The sequence below is a fragment of the Pedobacter cryoconitis genome (assembly GCF_014200595.1).
GTDB lineage: Bacteria > Bacteroidota > Bacteroidia > Sphingobacteriales > Sphingobacteriaceae > Pedobacter > Pedobacter cryoconitis_C.
In genome coordinates, this window is record NZ_JACHCG010000002.1 from 598,243 (window position 1) to 610,321 (window position 12,079).

Genomic DNA, 12,079 nt, shown 5'->3' on the forward strand with positions numbered 1-12,079 from the left:
CAGAATAAAAGGAGTGCCGCCAGGCGATCTTTTTAAGCATAATTGTTACAATAGTATTTCTATATATCCGTCCGTTCCATTCACCCGGATTCTTTGCCCGTCTTTGATCAGACGCGTGGCATTCTCTACCCCGACAACCGCCGGTATGCCATATTCACGTGCAATGACTGCGCCATGCGTCATTAGTCCACCAACTTCAGTGACCAGACCTTTGATAGAAACAAATAGTGCTGTCCAGCCGGGGTCAGTAAATGAGGTGACCAATATATCTCCATCTTCCAGGTTGGCATCTTCCATGTGCAAGATGACACGGGCCCGGCCTTCTATAAATCCGGAGGAAACAGCAAGGCCAGCGATAGCTCCTTCCGGGAGGTTTTCCCGTTTGTAAGTGCCCGAAATGATTTCTCCCTCAGAGGTAATTACACGTGGCGGTGTTAATTTCCCGAATAATCTATATTCTTCTTTTGCTTTGCTGATGAGTTGATAATCCAGTTTATGTGTGCGTACAACTTCATGAAGCTCCTGGAAAGTAAGGTAATAGATATCTTGTTTTTCATGAATAATACCAGCCTGTACGAGTTTTTCTGCTTCCTTCAGTAAAGCTTGCTTATAGACAAAGAAACGGTTAACTATACTGTATTTTGGATATTCACGATAACCGGCGAAATTACGGAGCAGGCTGATCATTTGTTTGGTTTCCCGGGCTTTTTGCTCCCCATCTGGTAATTGCTTCAACCGATCCAATAACTCTTCTTCTTTTTTCAAAGCTTGATGCCGTCCTTGCTCAAACTTCTGATTGTGGGCACCGGGTTTAAAATTTTGGATATTACTGAGAATCATAGGGATCAGTATAGCCGGTTTTTCGCTCCAGCGCGTTTGCGTAATATCGATCTCTCCCGCACAACGCATTCCATATTTATCGAGGTAAGTATAAATAGCATCCTGAACTTGTTTCCCGCCATCAAATTGAGCCAGATCATTCAGCAATAATTCATCCTTTACCTGTTGTAAATAACGAATTACTGCTGGATAGGGACGGAGTACATCGGCAACATCCAATAACTCCAGACCCATTTCTGAAGTGATATTGTTGGGGGCTGATTGGGCAATTGTATCTGCTGCATTTTTTTCGCCTAACCATTTCTTCATGTTTTCATTGATCCAGGAGCAGGCAGCTATAGAAGCCATGATTGCACTCATATTTTGCGGGTCAAACAACTGCCTTTTTGATAACTGACCGTCTTCCAGGATAAAATCAAATAAGTCCGGTCCTGATTTCGTTTGGATATCATATTTTAATGCTGTTAGTGAGGCCTCACTACGCTGAATCAGCTCTGAAACGATTGCTGGGTCATCTGCTGTCTGAGAGAGGATATCTGCGGAAGATTTACCTGTATTGCTTTGAATTGGATTTACCTCCTCCTGATCGCCTGGTATTTGTTTTATAAAATCCCCACGTGCTATGATGGTCAGCAGCGCGTCTTTGATGAGTGGATCGTGTTCTCCCATCACCTCTATGACCGTTTTTCTGCCAGTTGCAGAAGCCAGGCTGCCAGTGATATCAACGAATAACCTTCCGCCGGCTTTATACATTGGGCGGGCAGCTGTTAACTGCCATAAAGATATACCTAACGGTTTCATGGCATCAGTCATCATTTGTTGATGACCCACTGACACATAAACATGATTTTCCTGATCATTCACTTCAGGAACCGGATATAAGGTAGTGATTGGACGGCTTTGAACGATATAAAATGTATCCTCAGCCAAACACCATTCAATATCCTGAGCACGGCCGAAGTGCCCTTCTATCTTTCTTCCTATAGTTGCAAGGTGTAAAATCTGCTCATCCGTCATTGCCTGGCTATACTGTAACTCCGGCTCAATCTCCTGTTCTTCCGTACCGCCATCTTTTAAAGCATTAATAGCCATTTTCTTAGCCGATATTTTCTTATCGATAACCCTGTCATCATATACTTTATAAAGATCTGCATTCACCAGTCCGGAAACCATAGCTTCACCAAGTCCGAAGCTGGCATCAATAGATAACACTTTCCTGTTACCGGTGAGGGGATCGGCAGTAAACAAGATTCCTGCCGCCTGCGGAAATACCATTTTCTGGATAACCACAGCAAGGTGGACTTTACGGTGGTCAAAGCCATTTTGAAGGCGATAAATTACTGCGCGCTCCGTAAATAAGGAAGCCCAGCATTTACTGACATGCTTTAGAATTATATCCTTCCCGATGATATTTAAATAAGTATCCTGCTGTCCTGCGAAAGATGCGGCTGGCAGGTCTTCTGCCGTAGCACTGGATCGTACAGCAAAGGCATCTTTTTCTTCAAACTTTGAAAGACAAACTACAATCTCTTCTATTATATCTTTAGCAATGGGGATACTTTCGATTGCCGCCCGTATCTTTGCACTGATATCACTGATGTTTCTCCTGTCTTCTGCTTTAAAATCCGCTAATTCATCCAGTAAGCTGTTCAGTTCCTGATTGTTTTCAATTGCTTTTTTATACGCTTTGGTGGTCACACAAAAACCTTCCGGCACCTTTATGCCTTTAATTCCGGACAGTTCGCCCAAATTGGCCCCTTTACCTCCTGTGTCCATAAAATCTAAACTGCCGATTTCCTGAAAAAAGGCTACATAGGTGTTCCTGTTTTTTACTGTGCTGACTTTGTTTTGAGGTGTCATAAGCTGGTTTTTGAGAGGGGTCGAAAACCAAAAATATATGGTTAAATGAATCAAAACAATGTTTTTTGACTATATTTTTCTAAGCACAATAATGAGGTGAGCGGGCGCGTTATACATACAAAAAAGAGTAAATAACCAAGGCAGTTACAGTTATTTATCTTTTCTTCTTTTTTAAAAAGTTGTCAAAGTGTTTCACATAAGAGAGCTCAAAGTTTGCAGACGTTAAATCAAGTTTATTATCCTTTGAAGGAAATAAAGATTTATTATTAACGAGCATCAAAAAAGAAACAGCCCAATCAGATTTGTGGTAAGCTGCCGATCCACGGGCAAAACCAGTAGGATAAGCCTTTATTTTTCCATGCTCCAGCAATCGCGGTTCGTTACCAAGATTAATCCCTCCTTTTGCCATACCAGATAAGAGCCAGTGCTTATTCAAAACCCAGGAATAAGCGTAACCTGCATTCATACCTAGCTGAAAGTTGGAAATATAGTTATTGCCAGTTGCCAGCAGATTCGTATCTGATTTTATTTTGTATAAATAGGTGCCTCCCCCGAGAATGAAACTACCAGCAGATTTAAGTTGTTTCTCACTCTGTTCAAATGCTGCTTTTGCTGAAAATTGACTGCTATTGAATAGATACGAACCTTCCGCACCTATTTGTTGTACTGATAAATTGGGATGGAGTTTTATTTCTTTAATTCCCTGATAGAATCCTTTATAGCGCAGGAAAAAAAGATCCAGCATAAGCTTCCTTCCATACCGGTGAATCTGAAAGTCGATCGATTCTGTCTTTCCATGGTCTTTGCCACCAACCTGGGCAATACCAAAATCATATCTAAAGTTTAAAACAGTGTTTTTTACGGAAATCCCTAAACCCAGTTTCAATAAATTATTTGGTCTGTATATTTCGTCTCTTTCGTTTATTTCGATAAAGTTATTGGAAAGAAAACTTGATATTGATATTTCCTGGGGGTATGTTTCTATATAGGTGGTATCGATAGTCGTCTGGCCAAAAGCTGTATGCACTGTTAGCACAATTGAACATAATAAGAGCAGACTGAATTTCATTTGTTTTTTGGCTGAAGGTAAGATTTTGAACATTGTCATTATTTCAAAAGTTTGGGAAGCAGACATAATGCGAGCTGAAGCTTCTTATAATGAGATTGAAATTATACCATTCTCATTCAGGTTCTGGCTACAACATTTAAGGATTAGCCTACAGTTGCGATTCAGGAAAATGGGAGGTTTGTAGTTATAAGAATCAAAGATTAAATTAATTACGATGAGAACAGTTTTGATTACCGGAGCCAATAAAGGTATTGGCCTGGAAACAGCAAGGCAACTGCTGAAGTTGGGATATTTTGTTTACCTGGGCAGCAGAAGTAAAAGCAACGGGCTAAAAGCAGAAGAGGAATTGAGAGCCGAAGGCCTGTATAATATAGAAGTTATCGAGCTTGATGTTACAAATCCGGATTCTGTTATTCAGGCTAAAGCACGCTTAGAAGATAAGCTGCCAGCACTGGATATATTGATTAACAATGCTGGTATTGCAGGCCTCCAGCCCCAGAATATTTCTCAATGTGACATGAATAGCTTAAGAGATATATTTGAGACTAATTACTTCGGCGTTATCCAGACAACTCAGCAGTTTCTTCCGTTGCTCCAAAAATCTGAAGCACCATCCATTGTGAACGTTTCCAGTGAAGTGGGGTCTTTGACCATGCAGACCGCAGCTGGAAGGAGGGCGAACTGGGACAATTATCACGCTTATGGTTCTTCTAAGACCGCTCTTAATGCTTTTACTATTGCGTTGGCTCATGAGCTTCGTGGTACGAATGTCCGCGTAAATAGTGTTACCCCTGGTTATACTGCTACTGATTTGAATGGTTTTCATCAGGCAGCAAAAAAAGTAGAACAGGGTGCTAAAGTTATCGTAGACCTGGCTACCCGTCAGCTGCCGGGCACCTCGGGTAAATTCTTTGGGGAAGAGGGCGAAATGCCATGGTAACACCTTCCTCTCAGATTTTTTTTCTTAGTTTGTAATATTGAATATTTGAACATGGCTAACCAACAAATTCAACGGATAAAATCCATCAGCGAATATCACCGGCTCAGGGGGCTGCATCAGCCTGAACATCCATTAATCAGCCTGGTGGACTATGCAACCATGAAAAATTCACCCGACAACAATACTATAAGCTGGGTATATGATTTCTATTTCATTGCCTTGAAGAAAAATATGAAGGCCAAATTCAAATATGGTCAGCAGGACTATGATTTTGACGAAGGTGCTATGTTTTTTATCGCTCCCGGACAAGTTTTCAGGATTGAAGTGATTCAGGACGCCCCGGATAAATCGGGATGGATGTTATTGATCCATCCCGACTTTTTATGGAACTTTACACTGGCAACTACCATAAAAAAATACGAATATTTTAGCTATTCTGTTCATGAGGCCCTGTTTCTCTCAGAAAAAGAAGAGGCCATAGTTTCGGGGGTTATCCAAAACATCCAGCAAGAGTATCAAGCTAATATTGATACATTCAGCCAGCAAATTATCATTTCTCAAATTGAAGTGCTGCTGAGTTATTCACAACGTTTTTATCACCGTCAGTTTATCACGCGCAGAATTGCAAATCATAAGGTTCTTAATCAATTGGAGGCTTTACTGGATCAGCATTTCAACAGCAATGCGATGGTAAAGGGATTACCTGCGGTACAATACATTGCCGGGCAGCTTAATCTTTCCCCGGATTATTTAAGCACTCTACTCAAAGTAACCACCGGCCTCAATACGCAACAGCATATACACGAGAAATTGATAGAAAAGGCAAAGGAAAAACTAGCGGGCACTGTGATGTCTGTCAGTGAGATCGCTTATGAATTAGGGTTTGAGCATTCTCAGTCCTTTAGTAAGCTGTTTAAATCCAAAACAAATTTATCGCCAAAGGAATTCCGGCAATCACTGAGTTAGGATACAACAAACTTTATTTTTCCGTCAGGCAACTTTTATTTTGGGTAGCTTTTGACAAAAGAGGATCAGCAGAGTTTTGGGTGATTTCCTGGCAGGTTATTTTGTTTACGTAACCGCTTTGGGTACTGACAATACTGATATAGTTTACTTTACCCTCAGCTACCGTTATCTTTAATGGTGCAGATTTTTTTCCGTTTGATATTCCTCCGCTAACCACGCTAACGGTATGGTCGCCAGTGCTGATATCATGTATGGAGAAAGATTTGTTTTTTAGTTTACATACTAATTTGTCATCGATATATAGTCTGTAATTGACTGCGGAACCGGTATAACCTGTAGAACGTATTAAATAAACCTGTCCTGGTTTGTTCTGCGAAAAACTATTCAAAGAAATTGTAAGTGCCAATGCTAAAAAAGTGAAGAATTTAATCGTTTTCATTGATAGGGAATTTAAGATGATTGATTAAAAGTAATCAATTAATTTATTAAGTTAAAGTATAATGTGGTATTTTCATTTGTGACTGTTTTATTAGTATTTATGGCTATTTTATTTATGAAAGCAGATCTAGCTTTGTCATTATAATCAGCAGATAAAAATTAAATTATGTTACTGGAAAATAAACAGGTTGCCATTATTGGCGGTGGTCCAGCAGGGTTAACACTCGCCAGACTATTACAGCAGAAAGATGTGAATGTAAAAGTATATGAACGGGATTTTGATCAAAGCGTTCGTCAGCAAGGGTCTACGTTGGATTTGCATTATGATACAGGTTTAAAAGCGATCGGTGCCGCCGGATTGATGGATGAGTTTAAAAAGCATTATCGTCCGGGAGCTGATAAAGCGGTAATCGTTAATAGCAAAATGGACATTATATTTGATGAACATCAGGAAAAACCAGAAGAAGGTTTTGGCGATGAACATTTCCGTCCTGAAATTGACCGTGGGCCTTTGCGTGATTTGCTGATTGCATCTTTAAAGAAAGAGAACATAGTCTGGAATTCCAGATTTGCCGAAATGAAACCTTCGGGAGCTGGTTGGGAGATATTGTTTGAAAACGGAACCAGTGCTTATGCCGATCTGGTTATTGCAGCTGATGGTGCCAACTCTAAAGTAAGGAAATATATTACAGCTATTCCACAGGTATATTCTGGTGTAACCTCTATTGAAGGAAATATTTACAACGCAGAAATAAATGCGCCTAAGCTTTGGCAACTTGCAAAGGGTGGAAGTCTGTTTGCGCTGGAAAATGGTAAAACTATTTTCTTCATTACCAAAGGTGACGGAACACTTACTTTTTTAATTGGATTAAAAACTCCGGAAAACTGGCTGGCAAATTCAGGAATTGATTTAACAGACAGAGCCACTGTTGGTGTTTGGTTTGCAGCCGAATTTGCGGAATGGAGCCAGGAGTGGAAAGAGCTGTTTGCAACAGATGAGTTAACTATGGCGCCCCGTGTGTGGTATCATTTTCCGCTGGATCAGTGCTGGACGGCGCTGCCCAATCTTACGATGATCGGAGATGCTGCTCACCGGCTACCGGCATATGCAGGGGAGGGAGCGAACCAGGCACTGGCCGATGCGCTGGAATTGTATGAGGCTTTATGCGGTAAGGAATTTGAAACTACCAGACAGGCCATCGCTTCTTTTGAAGAAAAAATGTTGAAACGTTTTGTTGCCTCAGCAGAAGAGAGTTTGCGCAATACAGAAGGTTTGCATACTGAAAATAATTTGCAGTTTTTAATGGGGCTTTTTGGAAATACTGCCCCTGCATCTTAAATAAAAAATGCTGCTTGTCCGCAAAGACAGGCAGCATTTAATTATTTTTAATAGCTGCTTAAATACTGATAGTCCTATCAGAAATATAAGGCACATCGGGATACCCCGAATGAAATTCAGGCCTTTTCATTTCTTGTGGTGCAGGCCTTAAAAAAACAGATTTCCTTCCAGTTATTTTAGCCGTGCCATTACTGTAAATGGTTAGAGAAGCCCAAATTGGATCTTTATAAGGTGCTGTATACTTAATACTTTGGTTTGCCCGCTCTGTAGCCTCATCATAATGGGCGTGTGCATATTCAGGCCCCATATACTGATAAGACATACTATTGATCTGTATATAATGCACGCCATTAATTACATTATAATAATCCTGATGATGGTGGCCGCTCAGTACCATTTGTACTTTTTTATAACCTGCTTTTACATTGGCACGATCAAATATTACTCTGACCAGGTTACCCTGGTAAACACCGCCACCAGTGTCGTTATCTAATCCCTGATGGCAGAATACTATAACCGGTAAATTTGTACCGGCAATATCCTGCTCCAGCCATTTTTTTTGATCGTTAGAAATGATACTTGGTGAGCCTTGATACTTTGGTATCTCCTTTTCCTCATTAGCATTCAGCACAATAAAATGATAACCGCAAGTATCGAATGAATAATATTTGCCTTTGGCATTCCAGAAGCTAACAACTTGATCATGGGAATAACCGCCATCTGTATCATGATTACCTATCACATGATATTTAGGCCCTTTAAATTGATTCCAGATATCTATTATGGTTTGATTCGATGGCTTAGGGACACACAGATCTCCCATCTGAATAATAAAATCAGGCTGATCATTATTCATTGCGGTAATAAATGTTTGTAATCTTTGTGGTCCATCAGGTATAATATCCTGATGCAGATCTGCACAAATACCCAGCCTAAGCAGTTCTTTTCCTTTTTTAGCTGGGATTGTTCTGGCAATAGCTGGCAAACCAGTAATTCCGGTTATACTTATACCACCAATAATTGTTTTAACTAAGAAGTTTCTCCTTTTCATTTCTTTAATCAACTTTTATCATCCTGTCGGATATGTACGGTACTGTAGGATAACCATCATACTCAGCCAATTCATCAGCATGCCTGGTTTCCTTATGAACAGATTTTTTTCCTTTGAGGGTTATGACGCCATTATCGGGTCTTGACAAGCAGATAATTAACAGTTAGAAACGCTGGTAAACGAAAAACTCTATAATCCTAAAAACAGGATTATGGGATTTTTTAGTTACGATGATTATTCATTACTTAAAAACAGAATGAACTGCTTTTGCTACAGGATGGTTGGCTGTAAAAGTAAAACCGAGCAGCTGCGCCATAGTTTGTGCAAGCTGATCCTGATATACCTGGCCTGGATTTTTCATTTCTCCTGTTGGAGGGGTATCCGGGCCAATTACGGCAAGCCAGGTCTCGTTTGATCTGGGTGTACCACTACCATGACTTGTCCAGCCACTACCAACACCGCGTCCATGGTCAGGGCAAATAACAATAGTCGTATTATCCTTATAAAATGGATCAGCCTGTAATGTACGCCATAGGTTGCCAATCATAGCATCAAGGTAATGCGCCGCATCCAGATAATAGTCATACTGACCAGCATGGCCAAGATCATCCGGATCGGCAAAATCAATATAAGTAAACTTAGGGTGGTTAGCTGCAATATAGGTTTTAGCAATAGTATAAGTGCCCATATCCCATCGTACGGAAGTGCCAAAATAATTGGGCAGGTAATTTTGTATTTCATTAGCTAACTTTTGCGCCTCAGTGAGGTTTTTCCCTTCAACATTTTCGAAAGGATTGATCAGTGGCATATGGTTCCTGTTTCGGTTAACCACTTTAGCAACAGCGTCCCAGCCGGCAATTGTTACTACTTTATTTTCATAGCCTTTTTGTTTATTTATGAATTCCAGTACATTCTCATTAGGATTATCTGGATAAGAGTTTGAGTTAACAGCCGGATCATAGTAACCGCATATAGTTTCGCTGCGGCCTGGATACGAGAACCAGTATTTATTTTTAACATTTACATTATTACCCAGATCGCGGTTACCGTATAATTGTCCTTGTTTGGCAATGACGTTCCAAAAAAACGGCATTAATTTTTCGCGTCTTTCATCTGGTGTCACTGCCCAGTATTTATGAGCAATGGACGTGGAATCCTGCTCGTGATATTTCTTGATTTTTAGCAGTGAAGAATCTGCTCCTTGAAATATCTCTTCCCAACGATAGCCGTCAATAGAAATAAAAACAATGTTTTTTGTTTTGGTACGCTGACCAAAGGCGACTCCCGATACTAAGAGGAACAAGATGATAAATGGTGTTTTCATAATTTTATTTGATGAATTAGTTAGCTGAAGTATTTTATTGATGTGTATGTATTGTTTAGCTAAACTAAACATTGTATATAAAATGTTCGATAAACTTATGTTAACTGTATGTAATCATGAAGTTTTGCGGCCAATTATCTGATGGTGAAGTAATACCTCGATTTGTCCAGTTATTACCAGTGTTTGTCTATTTCTGTATGATTGAAAATGCTGTACATTTCACCTCTCTAATAAGATGGTAAATGAAAACACAGCCGCTAGTACCCATGTACGATTTGAAGGAAAGGGCAAAGCAGAATTTTGAGGTTATCAGACTTTCCGTGATCAATGATTTTGCACGCAAAAATGAAGCACACCGGGACAACAATTATATGTTTATTTTTCAGGAAAGGGGATACAGTAAGATGGTGGTTGACTTTCAGGAAATAACCCTTACAGGGCCGGCTATTTTTTGTATTCTTCCCGGACAGATACATTATGGGGTATCCATACAAAACACAGATATGTGGGCAATGGCAATAGGTGCAGACTGGATTAAAGATGCTTTTCGTACAGCTGTTATGGATTTTGCTGTCCGGAATGTTCAGATTTCTATCGCAGAATCAGAGGTATGTTTACTACGGGATAGTTTAACCTTATTACAGCAGATCGAAAAGTATTCACATACCGATACGCTAAGTCAAACGCTGCCTTCAATGCTTGAGGTTTGTCTAAGCTTGTTTGTTTCCTGCTGCCAATATGACGAGGATATTCTTCCACAAGCAAACCTGCGTCCGGTTACGATCACCAGGCAATTCAGAAATCTTTTAATGCTCAACTTCAGACAAATGAAGAGCCCTGCTGAATATGCATCCGCATTGAACATTTCTCCGCCATACCTTAATGAAGTGGTGAAAAATACTACTGGCTGCCCTGTGAGCTACTGGATACACCAGGAAATTATACTGGAAGCAAAAAGAATGCTTTTTTATACAGATAATACCGTTAAAGAAATCGCCGAAAACCTTGGCTATGCTGACGTCACTTATTTCATCAGGCTTTTTGGAAAAATTGCCGGTCTTGCTCCGTTGAAATTCCGTAATAAATACCATAAATAGTCCACACATTACTCTTATTGCTTCATTGTTCCTGCTTCGGTAATGCCATTACTTTGTTAAATAAAAAGAACAAAATAATGGAAGAAAATGAACAAAAAAAAAATAATAAGAAACTTGTAATTGGCGGGCTGGCAGCCATTGTATTAATTGTTTTTGCAATTAATTCTTATATCAGCGGACGAGCCTATGAAACTACAGATAATGCTCAGCTGGATAGTGATTTATTGCCTGTTAAAGCAGGGGTTACCGGTTATATCGCTGATATTCGTTTTAAGGATAACCAGGAAGTTAAAGCAGGCGACACCTTAATCGCTTTTAATACTACAGAATTAAACGCAGAGGTCAGTCAGATCAGGGCAGAATTAGAAAATGCTAAATTGAATGTCGGTGTATCGGGCAATATCGCAGATGCGAGTATTCAAAGTGCTAATGCTGCTGTTTTTGAATCTGCCTCTAATGAACAGGGAATTCAATCTGCAAAGGCAACTTACGATAAATCGGTACAGGATTTCAACCGCGCAAAACAGTTACTGGATATTAAAGCTATCACCCAAAATGGTTACGAACAGGCGCAAACACAAATGGATGTAGCTAAAGCCGCTTACCTTAAAGCAAAAGCGATGCAGCTATCTTCATCAAGTGTATCCTCAGGATTGAAGACACGTGCGGTTGCAGAACGAAAACAGGTATCAGTTGCACGAAATGTAATTCTTAGAAAACAAGCAGAACTGACTGCTGCATTAGAAAGGTTGCGCCATGCCTGCATTATTGCACCTTTTGATGGAATCGTTACCAAAAGAAATGTACAGACAGGGCAGTTTGTTACCGCCGGACAATCCCTTTGTGCGCTTATCAATCACAAAAATCTGTGGGTTACTGCCAACTTTAAGGAGACCCAGATGGGAAAGATCAAAACGGGGCAAAAAGTACAAATCATTGTAGACGCCTATGAGGAGAAAGTGCTGAATGGTACAATTGATTCTTATGGCGGAGCTACCGGATCACGTTTTGCACTCCTGCCTCCGGACAATGCCACTGGAAATTTTATTAAAATCGCTCAGCGTTTTCCCGTGAAAATTAAGCTTGATCCGCAAACCGAAGACAATCAATTGTATCCCGGACTCAGTGTATTGGTCAAAGTAAAGGTAAATTGAG

General features: G+C 40.2%; 10 protein-coding genes. 5 read left to right on the top strand and 5 right to left on the bottom strand.

Going from position 1 to position 12,079, the window contains the following annotated elements:
• Nucleotides 1-45 precede the first annotated feature (45 nt).
• Together ppsA and HDE70_RS16565 are read right to left on the bottom strand one after the other, a co-directional pair.
• On the bottom strand, nt 46-2,700 hold the full coding sequence (ppsA, locus tag HDE70_RS16560) for a phosphoenolpyruvate synthase (RefSeq protein ID WP_183891280.1): 2,655 nt from the start codon (nt 2,698-2,700) through the stop codon (nt 46-48).
• 154 nt (nt 2,701-2,854) lie between these two features.
• Nucleotides 2,855-3,802 (bottom strand): DUF4421 family protein, encoded by a 948-nt coding sequence (locus tag HDE70_RS16565; RefSeq protein ID WP_183891281.1) that lies wholly within the window; start codon nt 3,800-3,802, stop codon nt 2,855-2,857.
• 181 nt (nt 3,803-3,983) lie between these two features.
• On the opposite strand from HDE70_RS16565, the gene HDE70_RS16570 reads away from it, so the two are divergent.
• Nucleotides 3,984-4,709 (top strand): SDR family oxidoreductase, encoded by a 726-nt coding sequence (locus HDE70_RS16570; RefSeq protein ID WP_183891282.1) that lies wholly within the window; start codon nt 3,984-3,986, stop codon nt 4,707-4,709.
• A gap of 51 nt (nt 4,710-4,760) precedes the next feature.
• On the top strand, nt 4,761-5,675 hold the full coding sequence (locus HDE70_RS16575; protein WP_183866328.1) for a helix-turn-helix domain-containing protein: 915 nt from the start codon (nt 4,761-4,763) through the stop codon (nt 5,673-5,675).
• Between the two features lie 13 nt (nt 5,676-5,688).
• Here HDE70_RS16575 and HDE70_RS16580 read toward each other — a convergent pair whose 3' ends face one another.
• Nucleotides 5,689-6,114, bottom strand: coding sequence for a DUF2846 domain-containing protein (locus HDE70_RS16580; RefSeq protein WP_183866329.1), 426 nt, complete (start codon nt 6,112-6,114; stop codon nt 5,689-5,691).
• A 165-nt stretch (nt 6,115-6,279) separates the two neighbouring features.
• Here HDE70_RS16580 and HDE70_RS16585 point away from each other — a divergent pair, with 165 nt between their 5' ends.
• Complete coding sequence (locus HDE70_RS16585; RefSeq protein WP_183891283.1) at nt 6,280-7,452, top strand: FAD-dependent oxidoreductase; 1,173 nt, start codon at nt 6,280-6,282, stop codon at nt 7,450-7,452.
• A gap of 58 nt (nt 7,453-7,510) precedes the next feature.
• Here the strand turns inward: HDE70_RS16585 and HDE70_RS16590 are convergent, their stop codons facing one another.
• Both HDE70_RS16590 and HDE70_RS16595 read right to left on the bottom strand, forming a co-directional pair.
• Nucleotides 7,511-8,503, bottom strand: a complete 993-nt coding sequence (locus HDE70_RS16590) for a metallophosphoesterase family protein (RefSeq protein ID WP_183891284.1) — start codon at nt 8,501-8,503, stop codon at nt 7,511-7,513.
• 241 nt (nt 8,504-8,744) lie between these two features.
• Complete coding sequence (locus tag HDE70_RS16595; protein ID WP_183891285.1) at nt 8,745-9,827, bottom strand: alkaline phosphatase family protein; 1,083 nt, start codon at nt 9,825-9,827, stop codon at nt 8,745-8,747.
• Between the two features lie 242 nt (nt 9,828-10,069).
• Here HDE70_RS16595 and HDE70_RS16600 point away from each other — a divergent pair, with 242 nt between their 5' ends.
• Both HDE70_RS16600 and HDE70_RS16605 read left to right on the top strand, forming a co-directional pair.
• The gene (locus tag HDE70_RS16600; RefSeq protein WP_183891286.1) at nt 10,070-10,924 is read left to right on the top strand and encodes a helix-turn-helix domain-containing protein; all 855 of its coding nucleotides are present in this window, start codon (nt 10,070-10,072) and stop codon (nt 10,922-10,924) included.
• 77 nt (nt 10,925-11,001) lie between these two features.
• Complete coding sequence (locus tag HDE70_RS16605) at nt 11,002-12,078, top strand: HlyD family secretion protein (protein ID WP_183891287.1); 1,077 nt, start codon at nt 11,002-11,004, stop codon at nt 12,076-12,078.
• Nucleotide 12,079: the final 1 nt, after the last annotated feature.